Source organism: Zhihengliuella sp. ISTPL4 (genome assembly GCF_002848265.1).
In the GTDB taxonomy this organism is placed as follows: Bacteria; Actinomycetota; Actinomycetes; order Actinomycetales; family Microbacteriaceae; genus Microbacterium.
This window is the reverse complement of sequence record NZ_CP025422.1, coordinates 954989-977852: the sequence shown is the minus strand read 5'-3', so window position 1 is coordinate 977852 and position 22864 is coordinate 954989. Positions and strand designations below refer to the sequence as shown.

At 69.4% G+C, this 22864-nt stretch carries 22 protein-coding genes; 13 read left to right on the top strand and 9 right to left on the bottom strand.

Annotated features, from left to right (window positions below; genetic code table 11):
- Window positions 1-386 precede the first annotated feature (386 nt).
- Window positions 387-3932, top strand: a complete 3546-nt coding sequence (gene smc, locus CYL12_RS04745) for a chromosome segregation protein SMC (protein ID WP_101845974.1) — start codon at window positions 387-389, stop codon at window positions 3930-3932.
- 126 nt (window positions 3933-4058) lie between these two features.
- Here smc and CYL12_RS04740 read toward each other — a convergent pair whose 3' ends face one another.
- Complete coding sequence (locus CYL12_RS04740) at window positions 4059-4736, bottom strand: alpha/beta hydrolase (RefSeq protein ID WP_101845971.1); 678 nt, start codon at window positions 4734-4736, stop codon at window positions 4059-4061.
- A 28-nt stretch (window positions 4737-4764) separates the two neighbouring features.
- Between CYL12_RS04740 and ftsY the strand changes: the two genes are divergently transcribed.
- Window positions 4765-5637, top strand: a complete 873-nt coding sequence (ftsY, locus tag CYL12_RS04735; RefSeq protein WP_025103328.1) for a signal recognition particle-docking protein FtsY — start codon at window positions 4765-4767, stop codon at window positions 5635-5637.
- 43 nt (window positions 5638-5680) lie between these two features.
- Window positions 5681-6181: a DUF2004 domain-containing protein gene (locus tag CYL12_RS04730; RefSeq protein ID WP_101845969.1), complete on the top strand. Its 501-nt coding sequence runs from the start codon at window positions 5681-5683 to the stop codon at window positions 6179-6181.
- A 10-nt stretch (window positions 6182-6191) separates the two neighbouring features.
- On the opposite strand, the gene lipA is transcribed toward CYL12_RS04730, so the two are convergent.
- Both lipA and lipB read right to left on the bottom strand, forming a co-directional pair.
- Window positions 6192-7181, bottom strand: coding sequence for a lipoyl synthase (lipA, locus tag CYL12_RS04725; protein ID WP_101845967.1), 990 nt, complete (start codon window positions 7179-7181; stop codon window positions 6192-6194).
- Window positions 7178-7828: a lipoyl(octanoyl) transferase LipB gene (lipB, locus tag CYL12_RS04720; RefSeq protein ID WP_101845965.1), complete on the bottom strand. Its 651-nt coding sequence runs from the start codon at window positions 7826-7828 to the stop codon at window positions 7178-7180. The genes lipA and lipB overlap by 4 nt, the downstream gene beginning before the upstream one ends.
- Before the next feature lie 87 nt (window positions 7829-7915).
- Here lipB and CYL12_RS04715 point away from each other — a divergent pair, with 87 nt between their 5' ends.
- Together CYL12_RS04715 and ffh are read left to right on the top strand one after the other, a co-directional pair.
- Window positions 7916-8503 (top strand): TetR/AcrR family transcriptional regulator, encoded by a 588-nt coding sequence (locus CYL12_RS04715; RefSeq protein ID WP_101845963.1) that lies wholly within the window; start codon window positions 7916-7918, stop codon window positions 8501-8503.
- A gap of 148 nt (window positions 8504-8651) precedes the next feature.
- Window positions 8652-10214, top strand: a complete 1563-nt coding sequence (ffh, locus tag CYL12_RS04710; protein ID WP_101845961.1) for a signal recognition particle protein — start codon at window positions 8652-8654, stop codon at window positions 10212-10214.
- 12 nt (window positions 10215-10226) lie between these two features.
- Here ffh and CYL12_RS04705 read toward each other — a convergent pair whose 3' ends face one another.
- Complete coding sequence (locus CYL12_RS04705) at window positions 10227-11135, bottom strand: EamA family transporter (RefSeq protein WP_101845959.1); 909 nt, start codon at window positions 11133-11135, stop codon at window positions 10227-10229.
- A gap of 78 nt (window positions 11136-11213) precedes the next feature.
- Here CYL12_RS04705 and CYL12_RS04700 point away from each other — a divergent pair, with 78 nt between their 5' ends.
- Complete coding sequence (locus CYL12_RS04700) at window positions 11214-12089, top strand: LysR family transcriptional regulator (protein ID WP_101845956.1); 876 nt, start codon at window positions 11214-11216, stop codon at window positions 12087-12089.
- 160 nt (window positions 12090-12249) lie between these two features.
- On the opposite strand, the gene glpK is transcribed toward CYL12_RS04700, so the two are convergent.
- The 3 genes from glpK to CYL12_RS04685 all read right to left on the bottom strand — a co-directional run bounded on the left by glpK (window position 12250) and on the right by CYL12_RS04685 (window position 16376).
- Entirely contained in the window at window positions 12250-13764 is a 1515-nt protein-coding gene (glpK, locus tag CYL12_RS04695; protein ID WP_060922209.1) for a glycerol kinase GlpK, read from the bottom strand.
- Window positions 13765-13800: 36 nt separating this feature from the next.
- On the bottom strand, window positions 13801-14574 hold the full coding sequence (locus tag CYL12_RS04690; RefSeq protein ID WP_101845954.1) for an MIP/aquaporin family protein: 774 nt from the start codon (window positions 14572-14574) through the stop codon (window positions 13801-13803).
- Window positions 14575-14666: 92 nt separating this feature from the next.
- Window positions 14667-16376: a glycerol-3-phosphate dehydrogenase/oxidase gene (locus CYL12_RS04685; protein WP_101845952.1), complete on the bottom strand. Its 1710-nt coding sequence runs from the start codon at window positions 16374-16376 to the stop codon at window positions 14667-14669.
- A gap of 102 nt (window positions 16377-16478) precedes the next feature.
- Here CYL12_RS04685 and CYL12_RS04680 point away from each other — a divergent pair, with 102 nt between their 5' ends.
- Window positions 16479-17450 (top strand): sugar-binding transcriptional regulator, encoded by a 972-nt coding sequence (locus CYL12_RS04680; RefSeq protein WP_101845950.1) that lies wholly within the window; start codon window positions 16479-16481, stop codon window positions 17448-17450.
- A gap of 12 nt (window positions 17451-17462) precedes the next feature.
- Here the strand turns inward: CYL12_RS04680 and CYL12_RS04675 are convergent, their stop codons facing one another.
- Window positions 17463-18614: a glutamate--cysteine ligase gene (locus tag CYL12_RS04675; protein ID WP_101845949.1), complete on the bottom strand. Its 1152-nt coding sequence runs from the start codon at window positions 18612-18614 to the stop codon at window positions 17463-17465.
- Between the two features lie 207 nt (window positions 18615-18821).
- Here CYL12_RS04675 and rpsP point away from each other — a divergent pair, with 207 nt between their 5' ends.
- From rpsP to CYL12_RS04645, 6 genes are read left to right on the top strand one after another with little or no spacing between them, the layout of a single operon-like run.
- Window positions 18822-19259 (top strand): 30S ribosomal protein S16, encoded by a 438-nt coding sequence (rpsP, locus tag CYL12_RS04670; RefSeq protein WP_025103340.1) that lies wholly within the window; start codon window positions 18822-18824, stop codon window positions 19257-19259.
- Window positions 19260-19265: 6 nt separating this feature from the next.
- Window positions 19266-19496 (top strand): RNA-binding protein, encoded by a 231-nt coding sequence (locus CYL12_RS04665; RefSeq protein ID WP_025103341.1) that lies wholly within the window; start codon window positions 19266-19268, stop codon window positions 19494-19496.
- Window positions 19480-20097 (top strand): ribosome maturation factor RimM, encoded by a 618-nt coding sequence (rimM, locus tag CYL12_RS04660; RefSeq protein ID WP_101848676.1) that lies wholly within the window; start codon window positions 19480-19482, stop codon window positions 20095-20097. Before CYL12_RS04665 ends, rimM begins: the two co-directional genes overlap by 17 nt.
- 19 nt (window positions 20098-20116) lie before the next feature.
- A complete protein-coding gene (gene trmD, locus CYL12_RS04655) occupies window positions 20117-20821 on the top strand; it encodes a tRNA (guanosine(37)-N1)-methyltransferase TrmD (RefSeq protein WP_101845947.1) in 705 nt (234 codons plus the stop codon).
- A gap of 46 nt (window positions 20822-20867) precedes the next feature.
- Window positions 20868-21602, top strand: a complete 735-nt coding sequence (locus tag CYL12_RS04650) for a class I SAM-dependent methyltransferase (protein WP_101845945.1) — start codon at window positions 20868-20870, stop codon at window positions 21600-21602.
- On the top strand, window positions 21599-22081 hold the full coding sequence (locus CYL12_RS04645; protein WP_101845943.1) for a pyrimidine dimer DNA glycosylase/endonuclease V: 483 nt from the start codon (window positions 21599-21601) through the stop codon (window positions 22079-22081). The genes CYL12_RS04650 and CYL12_RS04645 overlap by 4 nt, the downstream gene beginning before the upstream one ends.
- Here CYL12_RS04645 and map read toward each other — a convergent pair.
- Complete coding sequence (map, locus tag CYL12_RS04640) at window positions 22044-22826, bottom strand: type I methionyl aminopeptidase (RefSeq protein ID WP_101845941.1); 783 nt, start codon at window positions 22824-22826, stop codon at window positions 22044-22046. The two genes, CYL12_RS04645 and map, sit on opposite strands and share 38 nt — an antisense overlap.
- Window positions 22827-22864 lie beyond the last annotated feature (38 nt).

The following is a 22864-nucleotide window of genomic DNA, read 5'->3' as shown; positions in this document are numbered from 1 at the left end:
GATCCGAGGGATCAGAGGGTGGGACGCGACAGAACAGGCGGGAGAAGACCCGGATCGGGTCTGCGTTCCCTGGCTGCGGTTCTAGCCGAGCGAGCCGTGACGGACGCCGGCGGTCACCGATGCCGCGTGGCGCGGCGCGGAGTGCGCGGGCGCGGCGAGGCCATAGGCCTTGGCGGTGTGCTGAGTGATCATCATCGGTAACCTCCTTTCGTGTGGCGATCCGGAGGCCACCGTAGCGAAACTCTCAGGAGATCGTCAAGCATTTCGTGCTAGCACCGGCGTGTCGCAATAGATCCCGGGTCCGCGACGACCGCGCGGGATACCGGCCGTTCCGCGGGATTCCGGTAGCGTAGCGGCGTGAATCTCCCCGGACGAGCGGTCACCCCATGCACCTGAAGAGCCTGACGCTCAAGGGGTTCAAGTCGTTCGCGCAGCCCACGACCTTCGTGTTCGAGCCCGGCGTCACGTGCATCGTCGGGCCGAACGGCTCCGGCAAGTCCAATGTCGTCGACGCCCTCGCCTGGGTGATGGGGGAGCAGGGAGCGAAGACCCTGCGCGGCGGGAAGATGGAAGACGTCATCTTCGCCGGCACGTCGACCCGGGGGCCCCTCGGGCGTGCCGAGGTGCAGCTCACGATCGACAACGCGGACGGCGCGCTGCCCATCGAGTATGCCGAGGTGACGATCAGCCGCACGCTGTTCCGGAACGGCTCCAGCGAGTACGCGATCAACGGGGAGAGCTGCCGGCTGCTCGACGTGCAGGAGCTGCTGAGCGACTCCGGCCTCGGCCGGGAGATGCACGTCATCGTGGGTCAGGGGCGCCTCGACACCGTGCTCCAGGCCTCCCCGGAGGATCGACGCGGCTTCATCGAGGAGGCAGCAGGCATCCTCAAGCACCGTCGGCGCAAGGAGAAGACGCTGCGCAAGCTCGACGCGATGGAGGCCAACCTCACGCGTCTGAGCGACCTCGCCGGGGAGATCCGCCGACAGCTCAAGCCCCTCGGACGCCAGGCGGAGATCGCGCGTGAAGCGCAGACCATCGCCGCCGTCGTGCGCGATGCCAAGGCCCGGCTGTTCGCCGACGACGTCGTGGCGCTGCGCACGGCCCTCGCCGACCACACGCGGACCGAGCAGGAGCGGCACACCGAGCGCCTCGTGCTGTCCGACCAGGCCGAGACCGTGCGCGCCGGAATCGCTCGTCTGGAGAAGAACCAGAACTCGATCGCCGTCGACGAGGCACGCAGCGTCGCCTTCGGGCTCGAACAGGTGCAGGAGCGGATGCGCGGCCTGTACACGCTCGCCAACCAGCGCCTCGCGCTCCTCGGTTCCGAGGAGGACGACGCGGCCGTGACGGCCGTGACCGTCACGCAGGCGACGATCGACGAGGCGAAGGAGGACATCGAGACGATCTCCTCCGGTCTCGGCGATGCCCAGGACGCCGCGGCCGCCGCCAGTCGCGAGGTCGTGAATGCGCGCGCCGAGCTCGACACGCTCGACGTCGACATCGCGGAGCAGAGCGCGCTCGTCTCCGAGTACGACATGCGACTGTCCTCACTCCGCGGGAACGCCGATGCGGCGGCATCGGCACTGGCCGCCGTCCGCGGCGCCGTGCTCCGCCAGGAGAACGCCCTCGAGGCCGCGCACGCGCGGCGGCGTGAGGCCGAAGAAGCCCTGGAAGCGATCGATGACGCCGAGGCCCCCGAGGGCACGGCGGTCGAGTACACCGCGGCCTATGACAGTGCGCAGCGCGCGGCGACGGCGGCGGAGGCGGAACGGGAGAGCCTGCGCGAGCGCCTGCACGCCGCGGAGCGCGAGGTCGACGCTCTCACCGCGAAGGCGGCCGCCTTGAGCAGTGCGCTGTCGCTGTCGGGAGGTGCCGCCGAGATCGTCGCGGAAGGCGGTCCCGGAATCCGGGGTCTCGTCGGCGATGCCGTGCAGGTGCGGGCGGGATACGAAGCCGCGATCGCGGCCGTGCTCGGTCCCCTGGCCGAGGGTGTGCTGGTCGGTTCCGCGGAGGATGCGTTCATCCTCGCGGCGGAGGCCGCAGAGCGCCGCCGGGGCGTGGTCGACTTCGTGGTCGCCGATGCCCCGAGGGAGCAGCCGACACCCCCGGCCGTCGACGGCGTGATCGCCGCGACGGAGACGTTGACCGCGCCGGACGGGATCCTCGGGATCCTGGCGCACGTGCTCATCGCCGACGACCTCGACGCGGCTCGCGCGGCACGGCGCGCTCTGGACGCGGCAGGTGACACCGCGACCACGATCGTGACGACCGGCGGCGACGTCATCACGGCACAGACGCTGCGCACGGGGTCCGGGGGAGAGCGCTCCCGTCTCGAGCTCGCGGCGGAGCGGGATGCGGCGACCGAGCGGCTCACCGAGATCCAGATCGTCGTCGATTCCCTCCGCGAGGCGCGCATCGACGCCGACGAGGCGGTGGAGGGGACGCGGCGTCAGGCGAAGGACGCGCTGCGCGCCCTGCGCGAGCACGATGCCGCCCTCGCGACGCACGCGGAGCAGGTTAATAAGGTCACCGTGCGCCACGAGGCGGCTGTCGCCGAGTGCGACCGCCTCGAGACCGGGCTCGCGCAGGCGCAGGCGGCCGTGGCCGACGCGGAGGCGAAGGCGGAGGCCACGAAGGCCGAGCTCGATGCCGCCGTCGCCGCACCCCGTCCGGTGCTCGACGCGTCGGCGCGGGATGGGCTGCTGGAGGCACTGGAGCGTGCCCGCGAGGGCGAGGTGCGCGCGCGTCTGGAGGTCGAGACCCTGCGCGAGCGGGTCCGGGCGGCGCAGTCGCGGGTGAGTGCGCTGGAACGGCAACGGGAGCAGGAGCGGGACGCCGCCGCGGAGGCCGCCCGCCGTGCCGTCATCCGCCGGGCGCAGCGCGAGGCGGCATCCGGCGTGGTGGAGGAACTGCCGCGCATCCTCGACTCCCTCGATCGTTCCGTGACCGAGGCCCGCGTCGCGCTCGCGGAGGCGGAAGCCGCCCGGTCCGCGCAGAACGAGGAGCTCGTCGCCCTCCGTACCCAGGAGGCGTCACTGCGGGAACGACTGGCCGGGCTCACGGAGAGCGTGCACGGCCTGGAGCTGCAGATCCACGAGAAGAAGCTCCACCTGAACAGCCTGTTGGAGCGCGTGTCCTCGGAGCTCTCGTTGGACGAGGACGTGCTCGTCGCCGAGTACGGCCCGGACCAGCTCGTGCCGCGCGATCCCGGGGTGGAGCCGGCCGACGGCGAACTGCTCGACGACACCGCGATCCCGTTCGACCGCCGCATCCAGCAGCGGCGCCTGGCGGACGCGGAGCGGAAGCTCGCCCAGCTCGGGCGGGTCAACCCGCTCGCGTTGGAGGAGTTCGCCGCCCTGGAACAGCGTCACGCGTTCCTCACGACGCAGCTCGCGGACCTGACACAGACCCGGCAGGATCTGCTGACCATCATCGCCGACCTCGACGAGCGCATGCAGACGATCTTCGCCAGCGCGTTCGAGGACACCAAGGAGGCGTTCGGCCAGGTCTTCCCGCTGCTGTTCCCCGGCGGCACGGGCAGCATCTCGCTGACGGATCCGGAGAACATGCTGACGACGGGGATCGAGGTCTCGGTCCGCCCCGTCGGGAAGAAGATCGAGCGGCTGTCGCTGCTCTCCGGCGGCGAGCGGTCCTTGGCCGCGGTGGCGTTGCTGGTGGCGATCTTCAAGGCCCGTCCCAGCCCGTTCTACATCCTCGACGAGGTCGAGGCCGCGCTGGACGACGCGAACCTCGGCCGGCTGCTCACGGTCTTCGAGCAGCTGCGCGAGAGCTCCCAGCTCCTCGTCATCACGCACCAGAAGCGGACGATGGAGATCGCCGACGCGCTCTACGGCGTATCGATGCGCCAGGACGGCGTGTCCGCGGTGGTCGGTCAGCGCATCGGCGACCGCGCTGCCGCCGCCGTCTGACTCCGGCACCTCGTCTCTGCCCGGGCACAGCTTCGGAGACCGTCGCCCACACCCGGCATGTCACCGGAAGGGTCCGGCGTGTCGTGTGCAGGCTCCGAGGCTGTGATCAGGCGGACCGGGATCGGGTCAGATCGCGAGGGAGCGTTCGAACGCGGCGACGGCGGCGGGGAAGTCGGGGTGATCCTGGGGACGGTGAGCGAACCCGGAGAGCACCACGTGGTGGGCTCCGACGTCGACGAGCCGTCGGCCGATGAGCTCGTACTCCTCGTTCCAGCCGCCGGTGACCACGAGCATCGGGACGCCGTGCAGAGAACGCGTCCGGATGCCGTGTCCCCATGGAAGGTTGGTCGTGGCCCAGCGCTGCGCGACCGCTCGCTCGTCTTCCCAGCGCTCCCGGGTGGCCGGGCCGCCGAACATGAGCGGGCGCAGGATCGACCAGAAGCCGTAGAGATCGTCGTCCGCCGCCCTCGCCCGTGCCTCCGTCACCACCGCGATATGACGCTCGATCGGCGCCGCTCCACGGGCGATGTCGTACAGGGCGGGCTCGACGAGGACGAGGCCGGACACCCGCAGACCGTCGGCGAGGGCGCGGACGGCGGTCACCGCGCCGATGGAGTGGGCGAACAGGTTCGGCTTCCGGTCACGCTCGCTCGCGACGAGCGCGTCGGCCTGGGCGCTGATGGATGAGTCCGGCGGGAAGCTGAGGAAGGTGCCTGACTCGGGATCCTGCGAGGGCCAAGCGGCGATACCGCGTCTCCCGGCGCCGTGCAGGAACACCCGGTGCGGGAGCGGCGCGCGGTGCATCCCTGGATGCTACCCGTAGGCTGGACGCATGGCAGAGAAGTCCTGGTCTCTCGGTCGCGCGCTGCGCGGCATGTTCGTGAAGCCCACCATCGACGAGACGACGTGGGAAGACCTGGAGACGGCGCTGATCACGGCGGACTTCGGCCCTGACATCAGCGAGCGCATCGTCGAGGAGCTGCGCGACAAGGTCGCGAAGTACCGCACCACCGACCCGAAGGATCTCCAGCGCATGCTGCGGGAGACGCTGGAGGAGCACTTCGCGAAGTTCGACACGACGCTGAAGCTGACCGAGCGGCCCGCCGTGGTCCTCGTCGTCGGGGTGAACGGCGTCGGCAAGACGACGACGATCGGGAAGTTCACCAAGTTCCTCCGCGGTTACCAGCGGAGCGTGGTCGTCGGCGCCGCCGACACCTTCCGCGCGGCTGCCGTCGACCAGCTCGCTACCTGGGCGCAGCGCGGGGGAGCGGCGATCGTCCGCCCGCAGCAGGAGGGTCAGGACCCGGCCTCCGTCGCCTTCCAGACCGTCGAGTATGCGAAGCGCGAAGGCATGGAGATCGCGATCATCGATACGGCGGGACGCCTGCACACCAAGGGCGGGCTCATGGACGAACTGGGCAAGATCCGGCGCGTCGTGGAGAAGCAGGCGCCGATCAGCGAAGTGCTCCTGGTCCTCGATGCGACGACCGGACAGAACGGGGTGATGCAGGCGGAGACCTTCCTGCAGCACGCCGGGGTCACGGGACTGGTGCTCACCAAGCTCGACGGCTCGGCAAAGGGCGGATTCGTGCTCGCCGTTCAGGAGCGGACGGGCATCCCGGTCAAGCTCCTCGGGCAGGGCGAGGGCATCGACGATCTGACCGGTTTCACGCCGCACGTGTTCGTGCAGGCGTTGGTCGGTTGACACAGGGCTACCGCCCCGAGCACCAGGCTGGTTTCATAGCGTTATGGCGATCGAACACGACTACTTCGGACTGCTGTCGTCGGGCCCCGACGGCTCGATCTTCTGGTCGGAGACGGTCGAGCTCGGCGACCAGAGCGTGACCGTGGACCTGACGGCTCCGGACCAGGACGACGTCTCCGCCGACGCCCTCGACATCGCTGCCGGACTCATCGCCGGCCTGGAGAACGTGGACGCGACCGCGCGCCGCGGGATGCTCTCCGAAGTGGACGACCGCACGAGCGAGGTGACCGAGTACATCCTGCAGCAGCAGGAGGTCTTCGGCGATGACCTCCCCGACGTCCTCATCGACGTGTCCGGAGACGCGGCGGTGGACATCATCCGCTCGCTGCGCCTGATGAGCATGACGATCCTCGCCGACGAGCACGGCGGTTCCGAACCGTTCGCCGTCCTGGAGTACGCACTCGACGACAGCGCCACCGACGACGTGCTGCTCGTGAATCTCGGGTCCGACGGCAGCGTGCAGTCGGTCATGAGCGCCGACTGACCGCCGCTCGTCAGACCGCCTGCGCGAAGCCGAGGTCGGCGCTCTCCGCGATGTGCGCAAGGTGAGCGGGGATCTCCCGTCCCTTGGACGTCATCGACTGCGCCCACAGCCGTCCTGCGCGGTACGAGGAGCGCACGAGCGGACCGGCGAGGACGCCGAGAAAGCCGATCCGCTCCGCCTCCTCCTTGAACTCGACGAACTCGGCCGGCTTCACCCAGCGCGACACCGGAAGGTGACGGGGCGTCGGGCGGAGGTACTGGGTGATGGTGATGATGTCGCACCCGGCATCGTGGAGGTCCTGCAGCGCCTGGACGACTTCCTCCGGCTCCTCTCCCATGCCGAGGATGAGGTTCGACTTCGTGATGAGTCCGGCATCGCGAGCCTGTGTGAGGACGTTCAGCGAGCGCTCGTACCGGAAAGCGGGTCGGATGCGCTTGAAGATGCGGGGCACGGTCTCCACGTTGTGCGCGAAGACCTCGGGGCGTGCGTCGAAGATCTGGCCGAGGAACGCGGGATCGGCGTTGTGCTCGTTGGCCAGCAGCTCCACGCCGGTGTTCGGGTTGAGCTCGTGGATCTTCCGCACGGTCTCGGCGTTCAGCCAGGCTCCGGTGTCGGGGAGGTCGTCGCGGGCGACGCTCGTCACCGTCGCGTAGCGGAGGTTCATCCGCTGGACGCTCTCGGCGACGCGGCGCGGCTCGTCGGTGTCGTAGTCAGCGGGCTTGCCGGTGTCGATCTGGCAGAAGTCGCAGCGACGCGTGCACTGGGAGCCGCCGATGAGGAAGGTCGCCTCACGGTCCTCCCAGCATTCGAAGATGTTCGGGCAGCCGGCTTCCTGACAGACGGTATGCAGGTCCTCGCTCTTCACGAGGTTGTGCAAGGCGGAGTACTCCGGACCCATCTTGGCCTTGGTCTTGATCCACTCGGGCTTGCGCTCGATCGGGGTCTCGGCGTTGCGGATCTCGAGGCGGAGGAGCTTGCGCCCCTCGGGTGCGGCGGTCATGCCGGGACTCCTGTCAGGTCGGAAGCGTGTGCGGTGCGGAAAGAGTCCTGCACGGCGTCGACGATGTCGAGCGGTCCGACGACGCGGCCGGACGCCTCGCTTACGGTGGTCACGCCGGCGTCGGTGATGCCGCAGGGGATGATGTCACGGAAAGGGGCGAGGCTGTTGTCGCAGTTGATGGCGAAGCCGTGCATGGTGACGCCCTGCTGCACGCGCACGCCGATCGCGGCCACCTTGTCCTCCGAGAGCGGTCGGCGCACCCACACGCCGCTTCGTCCCTCGACCTGGTGACCGTCGACGCCGAACGAATGCAGCACCTCGATGAGGATCCGCTCCAGACGCCGGACGTGCGCGACGACGTCCATGGGCTCCGGCAGCCGGAAGATCGGGTAGCCGACGAGTTGCCCTGGCCCATGCCAGGTGATCTTCCCGCCGCGGTCGACGTCGATGACCGGGGTCCCGTCCTGAGGGCGCTCGTGGTCCTCCGTGCGCTTGCCCGCGGTGTAGACGGCCGCGTGCTCGAGCAGGACGAGGGTGTCGGGCCGTGCGCCCGAGACGACGTCCGCGTGCACACGGCGTTGCAGGGCCCAGCCCTCTTCATAGGGGACAGGGTTCGGCATGAAGCCGGGAGTGAGGATGTCGAGCATGCGTCGTCGCTTCCCTCGAATACATGGATTGCGTCCAACAATACATCCTCGTCGGGCGTGCGGTGTTGTGCGCGGTACCGTGAAGGCATGAACCGGACTGGTCGCGCCGGCCGCCCGAAGGCCTCCTCGCGCGAGACCCTCGCTGAAGCGGCCTGCGAGCTGTTCCTCGAGCGCGGGTACGACGCCACCTCGATCGCCGACATCACGCAGCGGGCTGGGGTCAGCCGTTCGAGCTTCTTCAACTACTTCACGTCGAAGAGCGACGTCCTGTGGTCCGGCATCGACGAACGCATCGGTGTCGCGATCTCCGCTCTGGACGATCTCGGCCGCGAAGCGACGGGGGAGCGGGTGCGTCTCATCCTGCAGGGGATCGTGCAGGACTTCGCCCCCGATCCGCTGGCCCTGGCCCTGCGGAACGCGGCGGCGATGGCGCTCGAGGATGAGCTGGTGCGCGACACCGGGGTCCGACTGGCTCGCCTCTCGGCCGCGGTCTCCCGGGCGGCGTGCGCGGCGGGCATCGATGTCATGCGCGCGGATGTACTCGGTGCCGCGCAGGCGGCCGCTGTGATGTCGGCGCTGCGCGTGTGGGCGGAAGAGGGCGCAGGGCGCGGTACCCCGGAGTCCGTGCTCCGCGAAGCGCTCGCCCGCGTGCACGATCTGCCCTGGCGGGACTGACCGCCCTCGCGAGACCCCGGTTTCGCGCCGAGGCCCCGGCGTGCTCACGCTTGCGGGGCGGGGTCTCGACAGCGAGGCGGGGTTTCGGCGAGTCGCCTCCGTGCCGCGCTGAGCGTGGAGGCTCCGCTCGCGTAGAATCGTAGGCACCATGGCTACCTTTGGCACGCTCTCCGATCGGCTCACCGACACCTTCCGCAACCTGCGCACGAAGGGAAAGCTCACCGCCGCCGACGTCGACGGCACGGTGCGCGAGATCCGTCGCGCTCTGCTCGACGCCGACGTCGCGCTCGCGGTCGTCAAGGACTTCACCGCCAAGGTGCGCGAGCGCGCTCTCGGCGACGAGGTCAACAAGGCGCTGAACCCCGCGCAGCAGGTGGTGCAGATCGTCAACGAGGAGCTCGTGCAGATCCTCGGCGGTGAGCAGCGGCGGCTGCAGTTCGCCAAGACCGCGCCGACTGTGATCATGCTCGCGGGCCTTCAGGGATCGGGAAAGACGACGTTCGCCGGCAAGCTGGCCAAGCAGCTCGAAGGGGAGGGTCACACCCCGCTCCTCGTCGCCGCCGACCTCCAGCGCCCGAATGCCGTGAACCAGCTCCAGGTGGTCGCGGAACAGGCCGGAGCCACCGTGTACGCGCCCGAGCCGGGCAACGGCGTCGGCGATCCCGTCAAGGTGTCGCGCGACGGTGTCGAGCACGCCCGACGGCAGCAGCACGACGTGGTCATCATCGACACGGCCGGTCGCCTCGGCGTCGACGCGGAGCTCATGAAGCAGGCCGCCGACATCCGCAAGGCCGTCGACCCGGACGAGGTGCTCTTCGTCATCGACGCGATGATCGGTCAGGACGCGGTCAACACCGCCAAGGCCTTCCAGGAGGGCGTGGACTTCACCGGCGTCGTGCTCTCGAAGCTCGACGGTGACGCGCGAGGCGGAGCGGCGCTGTCGGTCGCGTCGGTCACCGGTCGTCCGATCATCTTCGCCTCGACGGGCGAGCGGCTGGAAGACCTCGAGCCGTTCCATCCCGATCGCATGGCGAGCCGCATCCTCGACCTCGGTGACATCCTCACCCTCATCGAGCAGGCCCAGCAGGCGTTCGATGAGGACGAGGCGCGCAAGGTCGCGGAGAAGCTCGCGAACGAGGCCTTCACCCTGGAGGACTTCCTCGAGCAGCTTCAGCAGATGAAGAAGATGGGCTCGATGAAGAAGATGCTCGGGATGCTCCCGGGCATGGGCCAGATGAAGCAGCAGCTCGAAGACTTCGATGAGCGTGAGATCGACCGCACCGAGGCCATCATCCGTTCCATGACGCCGATCGAGCGACGCAACCCGAAGATCCTCAACGGTTCGCGCCGACTGCGCATCGCGCGCGGCTCCGGCATGACCGTCACCGACGTGAACCAGCTCGTGCAGCGCTTCGAGCAGGCCGCGAAGATGATGAAGACGGTCGCCCGCGGTGGCACGCCGAACATCCCCGGCATGGGCCCGGTCCCCGGCATGGGCAAGCCTGGCGCCTCGTCGAAGCGCGGCAAGAAGGGCAAGGGCGGCGGTGGCAACCGGTCCCGCTCCGGTAACCCCGCGAAGCGCGCAGCGGAGAATGCCGGTCTCGCGGCCTCCTCGGCGCCGACCGGGTCCGGTTTCGGCCTTGGCGGGGGAGCCGAGGCGCCGTCCGAGGCGGACCTCGCGGAGATCCAGAAGCTGTTCGGGAAGGGCTGAGCCCCCGCACGGTCAGCGCGCCGGCACCGGCGCAGCAGACGGCTCGGCGGTCGTCGCTGACGTACGTCGCGGACGTGCGGCAAGCTGCCCGCCGGTGAGGGCTGCGAGAGTGATGATGATGCCCACCAGCTGAAGGCCGGTGAAGCTCTCACCCGCGACGAGCACCCCGAGCACGGTCGCGACGACAGGGGAGAGCAGCGCCAGGAGTCCTGGCACGATCACCGGCAGATTCTGGATGCCGCGGAACCAGAGCGTGTACGCGATGATCCCTCCGGCGGTCGCGAGCCAGAGATAGCCGAGGACGGCGCTGCCGTCCACGGGTGGGATCGGTCCCTCGACAGCGAAGGTCAGCGGAAGCAGGAGCAGGCCGCCGGCACTGAGCTGCCAGCCGGCGAACGCCACCGGACCGACCCCGGCCGGGCGTCCCCAGCGCTTGGTGAGGATCATCCCGAGGCCGGTCGCCGTCACGCCCCCGAGTGCGGCGAGGATCCCCCAGAGATCCAGCGCAGCGGCGGGGCCGAGGACGACGAGCGCGACGCCGCCCGCGCCCGCGACGGCGGCGGTCGCGGCGAGCGGTCGGATGCGCTCCCGGAGGACCAGCGCCCCGAGTCCCAGCACGATCAGGGGCTGCGCGCCGGCGACGGCCGCAGCGACGCCTCCGGGCAGGCGCTCCGCGGCGAGGAACAGGAGAGGGAAGAAGGCTCCGATGTTGAGGCCTCCGAGGACGAGGACCTTCCCCCACCACGCGCCGCGCGGGAGACGACGGGTGAGCGCCACCGCGAGAAGACCCGCGGGCAGCGACCGGAGCAGTCCAGCGAGAAGGGGGTGTCCGGCGGGGAGCAGCTCGGTGGTGACGAGGTAGGTCGTACCCCAGGCGGCGGGGGCGAGGGCCGTGACAAGGGTGAGGGTGATGCGGTTCATGCCTCCAGCGTGCGCATCCCGTCCTGATGAGTCCAACGCATTGTTGTCATCGGACGCATGAAGCGTGATCATGGAAGCATGGAACTCCAGCAGCTGCGGTATGTCGTCTCCCTGGCGGATACCGGGTCGTTCACCCGCGCGGCGGAGCGTTGTCATGTCACGCAGTCGGCGCTCAGCCACCAGATCGCCGCCCTCGAACGTGAGCTGGGTGTGCGGCTGTTCGCTCGGACCAGCCGCAGCGTCCGCGCGACCGAGTCCGGGGAGGCGCTCCTCCGCTCCGCCCGTCTGGCGGTGCGCGCCGCGGATCAGGCGAGGGAGGACGTGGCGGCGGTGAGCGGGGAGGTGGTGGGAACGCTGCGGCTCGGCATCATCCCGACGGTGACCGCCGTCGACGTCCCGGCGCTGCTCGTGACCTACCGGGCCGCGCATCCGGCTGCCCGGGTGGAGCTCCGCGAGGGGAACAGTGACTCGCTCGTGGCGGCTATCCGCCGCGGAGAGCTCGATGTCGCTCTCCTCGGACTCCGGGAGGGTATGGAGCCCGACGGGGTGGCGTCGCGGCCGCTGTCCCGGGAACCGCTGGTGGCCGTGCTTCCCCGCGGGCATGACCTCGCCGGGGCCCGATCGGCGAGCCTGAGCGACCTCGCGGACTCCGCTTTCGCCGACTTTCCCGCCGGCACCTCGGGGCGCGCGCAGAGCGATGCGGCTTTCGCGGCCGCAGGTCTGCGTCGCGACGTGGCATTCGAATCCGACACCGCCGCCAGCCTGATCGGGCTGGTCGCTGCTGGCCTGGCCGTCACGCTGCTCGCGCCAGGGGTGGTGAGGGGCTTTCGCGATCGCGTGGACACGGTGCTGCTCCGCGACGGCCCGGTCCGCGTCGAACACCTGGCCTGGGACGCCGCCGCGCCGCGCAGCGCCGCACGCGCCTTCCTCGACATCGTGGCAGCGGCCTCCTAAGACGACGTTCCGTGTGCACGACCCGTGAACGGTTGCACGACGGAAACCCTGGAACGGGCGGCCCACCGCATCCGGATCGTGCAGGCCAACGGGTGGAGGGCGAGGCGGAGACGACGAAGCGGGCCCGGGAAGAACCCGGACCCGCCTCGTCGTGTGGTGATCAGCGCACGTCGTCGTCGACCCAGTCCATCGACTTCGTGACGGCCTTGCGCCACAGGCGCAGCTGGCGGTCGCGCTCGGCCTCGTCGAGCGAGGGCTCCCAGCGGCGGTCTTCCTGCCAGTTCGCCGACAGGTCGTCGAGGCCGCTCCAGAAGCCGACCGCGAGGCCCGCCGCGTACGCGGCGCCGAGCGCGGTGGTCTCGGCGACCACCGGACGCACGACCGGCACACCCAGGATGTCGGCCTGGAACTGCATGAGCGCGTCGTTGGCGACCATGCCGCCGTCGACCTTCAGCTCACTGAGGTCCACTCCGGCGTCCGCGTTGACCGCGTCGAGCACGTCGCGAGTCTGGAAGGCGACGGCCTCCAGCGCGGCGCGCGCGATGTGGTTCTTGTTCGCGTAGCGGGTCAGGCCCACGATCGCGCCGCGGGCGTCCGGACGCCAGTACGGGGCGAACAGACCCGAGAACGCCGGGACGATGTACACGCCGCCGTTGTCCTCGACCTTCTCGGCCAGCTCCTCGACCTCGGGGGCGGAGGAGATGATGCCGAGCTGGTCGCGCAACCACTGGATCAGCGAGCCGGTGACCGCGATCGAGCCCTCCAGCGCGTAATGCGTGGGCTGATCGCCGAGCTTGTAGCCGACGGTGGTGAGCAGGCCGTTCTTCGAGCGGACGATCTCCTCGCCCGTGTTGAAGATGAGGAAGCAGCCCGTGCCGTAGGTGTTCTTGCTCTCGCCCTTCTGGAAGGCGGCCTGACCGAACGTCGCGGCCTGCTGGTCGCCGAGGATGCCGGCGATCGGCGTCTCGCGCAGCAGCGACGAGCTCTCCGCAGCACCGTAGACCTCGGAAGAGGAGCGGATCTCCGGCATCATCGACCGCGGCACGCCGAATGCCTCGAGGATGTCGTCGCGCCACTCCAGCGTCTCGAGGTCCATGAACATGGTGCGCGAGGCGTTGGTGACGTCTGTCGCGTGCACGCCGCCGTCGATGCCGCCCGTGAGGTTCCACAGGACCCAGGTGTCGGTCGTACCGAAGAGCAGGTCTCCGGCCTCGGCCTTCTCGCGGGCGCCCTCGACGTTCTCCAGGATCCAGGTGATCTTCGTGCCGGAGAAGTAGGTCGCGAGCGGGAGCCCGACGATCGACTTGAACCGGTCGACGCCCTCGTCACCCGCGAGGCGGTTGACGATCTCCTGCGTGCGGGTGTCCTGCCAGACGATGGCGTTGTAGACCGGCTTGCCGGTCGTCTTGTCCCAGACGACCGCGGTCTCGCGCTGGTTCGTGATGCCGACGGCCGCGATGTCATGGCGGGTCAGATCGGCGCGACCGAGGGCCAGACCGATCACCTCCTGGACATTGCGCCAGATCTCGGCCGCGTCGTGCTCGACCCAGCCGGCCTTCGGAAGGATCTGCTCGTGCTCCTTCTGACCGGTGGCGACGATGCTGCCCTTCTTGTCGAAGATGATCGCGCGGCTCGACGTCGTTCCCTGGTCGATCGCGATGATGTAGTCAGCCATGTGTTCTCCTTTGAATTCCCGAGCGGTTGAGGGGGATCAGCCGGCGAGGCTGAGCAGGCCGGGGGCGGCGAGGGCGGCGATGACACCACCGATGAGCGGACCGACGACGGGCACCCACGAGTAGGACCAGTCGCTCGAGCCCTTGCCCTGGATCGGGAGGATCGCGTGGGCGATGCGCGGACCGAGGTCACGCGCCGGGTTGATGGCGTATCCGGTCGGGCCACCGAGCGACGCACCGATGGCGACCACCAGCAGGGCCACCGGGAGGGCGGTGAGCGGGCCGAGGCCGCCGGGGGTGCCGACCTCGATGTCGCCGTAGTCCGCGAACGCGAAGATGACGAAGACGAGGACGAAGGTGCCGATGATCTCGGTGACGAGGTTCCAGCCGTAGGAACGGATCGCGGGGCCCGTGGAGAAGACGCCGAGCTTGTTGGCGGCCTCCGGCTCCTGGTCGAAGTGCTGCTTGTAGGCGAGCCACACGACGACGGCACCGATGATCGCGCCGAGGAGCTCGGCCCCGGTCGCGGTGAGGAACATCGTGAAGTCGATGCCCTTGGCGGGATCCAGCAGGTTCTGCACCCAGAGGCCGATGCCGACGGCGGGGTTCAGGATGGCACCGGAGTACGCCGAGACGAGCACACCCGCGAACACCGCGAGACCCCATCCCCAGTTGACCATCAGGAAGCCGCCGCCGAAGCCCTTGTTCTTCGCCAGGGCGACGTTCGCGACGACACCGCAGCCGAGCAGGACCAGCATCGCTGTGCCGACGAGCTCGGAGAGGAAGTAGAGACCGAGATTGACGTCAGTCATGTCTTCGTTGACCTTTCTTACGGGCCGGGGCCCCTCTGCCCCGACCCCTTATGGGGTAACACCGCGAGGAGGGCGCGGTGGTCGGAACCCCGTCAGCCGCGGGTGCGGGACGGGATGTGGAGGCCGTGTCGCTCGTTCAGCAGCAGTCGCGTCTGCTCGACCTCGGCGTCATGACGCTCGCGGTCCCACCCGAGGAGCGGTGCCAGGGCATCGGCGATCTCGTCGAGCACCTCGGCTTTGGCGCCTCCGGTGAAGGCGATGCTGGTGCGGCGGAGGATGACGTCCTCGAGACGGGCGACCATCTCCTCGTTCACCATCCACTCCAGCTCACGCGTCGAGAGGTCACCGCCGGCGAGGGGAGCGTCGTCCCCCTGCTCGACGTAGTCCCAGACGGCCGCCGCACGGGTGCCGTAGCGCGCGAGCAGCTGGTCGGCCCGCTCGCCGGCGCCGGCGAGGTTCTCCTGGATCCAGATGCGCTTGGCCTTCTCGGTGCGCGGGAACTCGCGACCGCCGCCGATCGCGCGGCCGGCCGTGGAGACGGTGCGCGTGCGGTCGAGGAGTCCGAGAACCGTGGTGGAGAGCGATTCTCCCAGGGCGCGGAACGTGGTCCACTTGCCGCCCACGAGGCTCACCAGCGGGACGGCGCCCGTTCGGTCGACCTCGACGCGGTAGTCGCGGGACACGAACCCGGGAGCGGTGTCCTCGTGGCGGGGGAGCGGGCGGATGCCGGAGAAGTTGTAGACGATCTGCTCACGGGTCACCGCGATCGACGGGAACACGTGGTTGATGAGGTCGAAGAAGTAGTCGATCTCCTCCTCCGTGCACACCGGCACCTCGCGCGGGTCGGCGTCGATGTCGGTCGTGCCGACGAGCACGCGCCCCTTGAGCGGGTAGATCAGCACGATGCGACCGTCGGAGTGCTCGAAGAAGATCTCGCGTCCACGCGTGGCCTCCAGCAGCTCCGGGTGGTCCAGCACGATGTGCGAGCCCTTGGTGCCGCCCATGAAATGGGTGTCGGTGCCGAGCGCGTCGTTCGTGAGATCGGTCCAGGGGCCGGAGGCGTTGACGACGACGTCCGCGGTCACGGTGAACTCGGTACCGCTCTCGCGGTCGCGGAGGGTGATCTGCTCACCGTCGCGGCCGATCGCCTCGACGTAGTTCAGTGCCACGGCGCCCGGGTGGCTCGCGCGGCCGTCCTGCAGGACGTCGAGCGCCAGCCGCTCCGGGTCGTGCATCGACGCGTCGTAGTACGTGGCGGTGTACTTGATCTTCGGGTCCATGGACGGCAGCTCGGCCAGGGACTTCTTGCGACCGAGGAAGCGGTGACGGGGCACGGTGCCGCCGTCGCGCGAGAACGTGTCGTAGATCGTGAGCCCGACCTTGATGAGGAAGGCGCCGCGCTCCTTCGGCTTCCCGCTCTTGTGCGTGAGGAAGCGGAGGGGAGCGGAGAGGATCCCGGAGAACGTCGAGTAGATCGGGATCGTCGTCTGCAGCGGCTTGACGTAGTGCGGGGCGATCTTGAGCAGCCCGTTGCGCTCCTCCACGGATTCGCGCACGAGACGGAACTCCCCGTTCTCGAGGTAGCGGATACCGCCGTGGATCATGTGGCTCGACGCCGCAGAGGCACCGGAGGCGAAGTCGCCGCGTTCGACGAGGACGACGTCCACGCCCTGCAGAGCCAGATCGCGGAACGTCGAGATGCCGTTGATGCCGCCGCCGATGACGAGGACGCTGGTGCGCCCGGATTCCCGGAGCGCGCGAACGGCGTCCCGCTCCGGGGACGTGTGGGTGGAATCGATCATCGTCGACCCTCTCTTCCTTGCTTGCCACCAGCATCGACCTCTGTGACGCCGCGCGCAACCTCGCTGCACATATGTGCAAGGATCGAGGGAGAGGAGGTCATGATGACCGCATCGGGGGCGCCATCGCGCGACGGCAAGCTGGTCGCCGCGCTCACCGCCGCACAGCTCTATTACATGCAGGACAAGACCATGGAGGTCATCGCGCAGGAACTCGGCACCTCGCGATCATCCGTGTCCCGGCTGCTGAGCTTCGCGCGGGAGAGCGGGCTCGTCGACATCCGGATCAATTCCCCACTCGAGCGATTGGGCATGCTGGAGCAGCGCATCAAGGACCGCTACCGGGTGGTGGCGCACGTGGTGCCGATGGCCGAGATCGTCAGTGAGGTCGAACGTCTGGAGCGTGTGGCGCTGACCGCGGGTCGACTGTTGTCCCAGTTCGTGGACTCGAACATGATCGTCGGCGTGGCGTGGGGGTCGACGATCAGTGCGGTCAGCCGTGGTCTCACCCAGAAGGAGACGCACAACACGACGTTCGTGCAGCTCAACGGCGCCGGGAACACGCAGACGAGCGGTGTGGAGTACTCCAGCGACATCCTGCAGCGCTTCGGCAGCGCGTTCGGGGCGCAGGTGCAGCAGTTCCCGGTCCCGGCGTTCTTCGACGACCCCGCCACCCGGGAGGCGATGTGGCGCGAGCGCAGCACCCGCCGCGTGCTCGATCTCCAGGCCAAGATGGACATCGCCGTGTTCAGCCTCGGCTCCCCGGCGGCGGAGGTGCCCAGCCGGGTCTACGTCGGCGGCTACCTCGGACGCGAGGACTACCGAAGCCTGCGCGAGGACCACGCGATCGGTGACGTCGCGACGGTCTTCTTCCGCGCGGACGGCTCCTGGCGCGACATCCGGCTCAATGCGCGGGCGACGGGACCAGGACTCGACCGCCTCCGACGGGTGCCGCGGCGGGTCTGCGTCGTCTCCGGCGTGCCCAAGCTCGCAAGCCTGCGGGCGGCGATCGCCGCCGAGCTCATCACCGACGTGGTGCTGGATGAGGGTCTCGCGCGACGCCTCGTCGAGGATTGAACGGCGCGCGCCTCACTCGCCTTCGATCGAGGACTGCGGCCCGGTCCGGAACTCCCGGATGAGGTGTTGGACCACGGCGCGGAGGTCGCCGTCCGTGGCGTCGGCGACCGCGAGCTGACGGGCATAGCTCGCTCCGCCGTCGAGGATCGTCGCGATGCTGCCGAACTCGCGTACGCAGCCGAGCTCGACCGCGATTGGCGCGAGCTCCTCGATCTTCTCCGTGAGGTGCTCGCGCACCGGGCGCTGCGTGCCGATGGTGTCGACGATCACGCGCGCGTCGAGGCCGTAGCGCGCCGCGCGCCACTTGTTCTCGCGGTGGTACCAGGCGGGGAGGTCGGGCAGCGCCGCACCCTCGTCCAGCAGCCGGGAGAAGTGCTCGACGAGGACCTGTACGAGAGCCGCGACCGCGGCCATCTCGGAGAGTGTGGACAGGCCGTCGCAGGCCCGGACCTCGATCGTGCCCCAGCGCGGTGCGGGACGGATGTCCCAGCGCACCTCGGTGGCGTCGGCCATGACACCGGTGCGGACCATATCGTCGAGGTACCGCTCGAACTCCGACCAGTCGCGGAGCGGCCAGGGCAGGCCGGCGGTCGGCAGCTGCTGGAAGACGAGGGCGCGATTCGAGGCGTACCCCGTGCGCTCACCGGCCCAGAAGGGGCTGGACGCCGACAGTGCCTGCAGGTGGGGCAGGTAGGCGGACAGGGCGTTGATGATGGGGAAGACCTTGCGCTGCTCGTCGATGCCCACGTGCACGTGGATGCCCCAGATCATCATGTTGCGCCCCCACCACTGGGTGCGCTCGATGAGCGTGTGGTAACGCGTCTTGTCCGTCACGTGCTGGTCGTACCACTGTGCGAACGGATGGCTTCCGGCGGAGAGGAGCTCGATGCCGGCCGGGTCCGTGGCCGTCCGCACGGCGGCGATCGCGTTGGCGATGTCGTCGACAGCGTGGGCGACGGAGTCGCCGATTCCGCTGGTCACCTCGATCGTGTTGGTGAGGAGTTCGCCGGTGACGGTGTGGCGTTCGTCCTCGCTCTCCGCCTCCAGCGCGGCGAGGAGCTCGGGCGCGCGGCCGACGAGATCACCGGTCTCGGGATCGGCGAGCATGATCTCCCACTCGAGACCGACGGTGGAACGGGCCGAAGCGGCGAAGTCGAGCTGCACGGGGACAGTCTGACACGGCGCCGGGCCGGCTCCGCAACGCCGTGTCGCCGGGTTTCGCACCGGCGCGCGCATCTGGCAGAATAGAAGGTCGGACGACGTGCTCGACCCTCTATCCAGCGCTCGTCCTCCTCATTTGAGCTTCCGCCGGGTGTGCACCCCACGCTCCAGGCGACCGGTTCGTTTCCTTCCACACCATTCAGGAGAATCGTGGCTGTCAAGATTCGTCTCAAGCGCATGGGCAAGATCCGCGCGCCGTACTACCGCATCGTCGTCGCCGACTCGCGCACCAAGCGCGACGGTCGCGTGATCGAGGAGATCGGCAAGTACCACCCCACCGAGGAGCCCTCGTTCATCGAGGTCGACTCCGAGCGTGCGCAGTACTGGCTCTCCGTCGGCGCGCAGCCGACCGAGCAGGTCACCGCCATCCTCAAGATCACGGGCGACTGGGGCACCTTCAAGGGTGACAAGGACGCCAAGTCCACCCTCAAGGTCGCCGGCGAGAAGGCTGCCTTCGAGGCCGACGCCTCGAAGAAGTCGGTCATCAAGCCCAAGGCGGAGAAGAAGGAGGAGGCTCCCGCTGCGGAGGCTCCCGCCGCCGACGCCGACGCGGAGGCCGCTGAGGCTCCCGCCGCCGACGCCGAGTAATCCATCGTGCTCGCCGCCGCGCTCGAACACATCGTCAAGGGGATCGTCGATCACCCCGAAGACGTGCGCATCCACGAATCCTCGTCGCCGCGAGGCGACCTGCTCGAGGTGCGTGTGCACCCCGACGACCGTGGACGCGTGATCGGGCGCGGCGGCCGCACGGCCAAGGCCCTGCGCACCCTCGTCAGTGCTCTCGCCGACGGGCGTCGTGTCCGCGTCGATGTCGCGGACGACTGACGTGGTGTCGCAGGACCGCATCCAGGGCCGTAACCAGCTGCGCGTCGGGCGCCTGGTCAAGGCTCACGGGCTCAAGGGCGCCCTGAAGCTCGAGCTCTACACCGACAACCCGGAGCGGCGTTTCGTCCCCGGGGCCGCGTTCACGTTGCAGGTGCCCGAGGCATCTCCGTGGCACGGCAAGGAGATCACCGTCCGCGAGTACCGCGTGATGAACGGGAATCCCGTCGTCTTCTTCGAGGACGTGGACGACCGGAACGCCGCCGAGAGCCTCGTCCGGGCCATCCTCTGGATGGACCAGGACGAGGACGAGACCGAGGACAATGCCTGGTTCGACCACCAGCTCGTGGGCCTCGACGTCGTCCGCGACGAAGTCGTCGTCGGCCGCGTGGTCCGCGTCGAGCACCTGCCAGCGCAGGACCTCCTGATCGTGAAGCCCGCGGCTGCCGGCAGTGCCGACGAGGTGATGGTCCCGTTCGTCGAGGCCATCGTCCCGACCGTCGACGTCGCAGCGGGTCGCGTCATCGTCACCCCTCCGATCGGGCTCTTCGAGGAGCTTCCCGAGTCGGAGGGCGATTCCGCACCCTCCGACACCGCGGACTGACCGCTGGTACGGTTCCCCCGTGCGCATCGACGTCGTCTCCATCTTTCCCTCGTACTTCGACGGACTGACGCTCTCCCTGCTCGGCAAGGCCCGCGGTTCGGGGCTGCTCGACCTCCGTGTCCATGATCTTCGCGACTGGACGCACGATCGTCACCGCACCGTCGACGACACCCCGTACGGTGGGGGAGCGGGCATGGTCATGAAGCCGGAGCCGTGGGGTCTCGCCCTCGACGAGCTCACGGCGGACGCCGCGCCGGCGCCCACCATCATCTTCCCCTCGCCCGCGGGCGAGGTCTTCACCCAGGCGACGGCGCGGGAACTCGCGGGGCGCGATCACCTCGTGTTCGGCTGCGGCCGCTACGAGGGTATCGACGAGCGCGTCTTCGAGTACGCCGCCGAGCGTGGCGAGGTGCGGCTGCTGAGCCTCGGCGACTACGTCCTCAACGGCGGCGAGGTCGCCACGATGGCGATGATCGAGGCCATCGGCCGGTTGATCCCCGGAGTCGTGGGCAATCCGGAGAGCCTGGTCGAGGAGTCCCACGAGGACGGGCTCCTCGAGTATCCCTCGTACACGAAGCCCTCCGTCTGGCGCGAGCGCGCCGTTCCCGATGTGCTCCTCAGCGGCAACCACGGTGCGATCGCCGCGTGGCGGCGTGAGCAGCAGCTCCTCCGCACTCGGCTGCGACGCCCGGATCTTCTCCCGGACGCGCCGACCGACGGCTGAGCCGGCCGTGACCATCGGCCGCGATGACTGCTGTTAGCGTCGACACATGGTGGATGTGACACGCGCACGCTCGTTCGAAGGCATCGGTGAGGAGTACGACCTCTATCGTCCCGGGTTCCCGGAGCGCGCTGCCGACATCATCGTTTCGGAGTCGGTGGTCACGGTGCTGGATCTCGGTGCCGGCACCGGGAAGTTCACGAGCCTGCTCGTCGGGCGCGCGTCGCGGGTGATCGCCGTCGAGCCCTCCGCGCCGATGCTCGCCGTCCTCGCACGGAACCTGCCCACCGTCAGCGCGCAACCGGGGACCGCTGAGAGGATCCCCGTGCCGGACGGCTCCGTCGATGCCGTCAGCGTCGCGCAGGCGTTCCACTGGTTCGATCGGGATGCAGCCTCCGCCGAGATCGCCCGTGTCCTCGTCCCCGGTGGTGCGCTCGGGCTGCTGTGGAATCGGGCCGACCCCGCCTGTGCCTGGGACCTCGCGTGTCACCGGGTGGCGCATCCCGCGGTCGACGCCGCAGACGAGACATCCGCGTCGGCGGCAGAGCTTCCCGGCTTCGTGCTGGAGGCGCACGAGGAGGTGCACTGGACGGAACGGATCACCCGCGAGGCTTATCTGCGCCGGTGGGGCACGGTGAGCAGCTTCCTCGTCGCGGATGATGCCGAGCGCGCGGCGATGGAGGCGTCCCTGGAAGCGGTGCTGGACGGTGCGGACGAGACGCGGGGAAAGGCGGACTTCGACCTCCCGCACCTCACGGACGTGTTCCGCTATCGCCGCGCATGAGGATCTGGTCGCTGCACCCGGAGTACCTCGATCGGCAGGGGCTCGTCGCCTGCTGGCGGGAGACGCTCCTCGCTCAGGCGGTGCTCGCGGATGCCACGAAGGGGTATCAGCGACACCCGCAGCTCGAGCGTTTCCGAGCGGCGGCGGATCCGATGGCCACGGTGGGCGCGTACCTGGTGGGCGTCGCCGACGAGGCGGACGCGCGCGGCTACCGTTTCGACCGCACGCGTATTCGGCAGTCGGAGTCGGCGGTTCCGACGATCCCGGTCACCACGGATCAGCTCGCGCGGGAGTGGGAGCACCTGCGGGCGAAGCTCGCCGAGCGCAGCCCGGATCAGCTCGCACGATGGGAGGACGTTGCACTCCCGAAGGCGCACCCGTTGTTCGCGGTCGTGCCCGGGCCGGTCGCGTCCTGGGAGCGCGCCGACCCGGCGGCCGGGGTCAGTCGACGCCGAGGAACGAGCGATCCGTCAGGATGATCGGTCCGTCATCGGTGATGGCGATCGTGTGCTCGGAGTGCGCGCCGCGGGAGCCGTCCGCGCTGCGCAGCGTCCAGCCGTCGGGGTCGGTGATGAGTTCGTCCGTCGTTGCGAGGAACCAGGGCTCCAGCGCGAGCACGAGTCCGGCGCGGAGCGGGAAGCCCCGACCGGCGCGTCCGTCGTTCGCGACATGGGGGTCGCCGTGCATTGTGCGACCGACGCCATGGCCGCCGAAGTCCGTGTTGATCGAGTACCCCTCACCGTGGGCGATGTCGGCGATGGCAGCGGAGATGTCGCCGATGCGGTGGCCGACGACGGAGGTCTCGATCGCGGCCGCCAGGGCACGTTCCGTGGTGTCGATGAGGCGCAGGTCCTCCTCGCGTGGAGTTCCGACGACGAAGGAGACGGCGGAGTCCGCGACCCAGCCGTCCACCGACACGGCGAAGTCGAGGGTGACGAGGTCACCGTCCTTGAGCGTGTAGTCGTGGGGGAGACCGTGCAGCACGGCGTCGTTCACCGAGGTGCAGATGACCTTGCCGAACGGGCTCGCGCCGAACGACGGGTGATAGTCGATGTAGCAGGACTCGGCGCCCGCCTTGCGGATCATGTCGTGGGCCCGGCGGTCGATCGCCAGGAGGTTGGTGCCGACCTTCGTCTCGTCGCGCAGGGTCGCCAGCGTCTCGGCGACGAACCGGCCTGCCGCGCGCATCTCATCGATCTCGGCAGGGGTGCGCAGTTCGATCATCAGTGTCCTCTCGTCTCGTCCATTCTCCCTGATCGGGC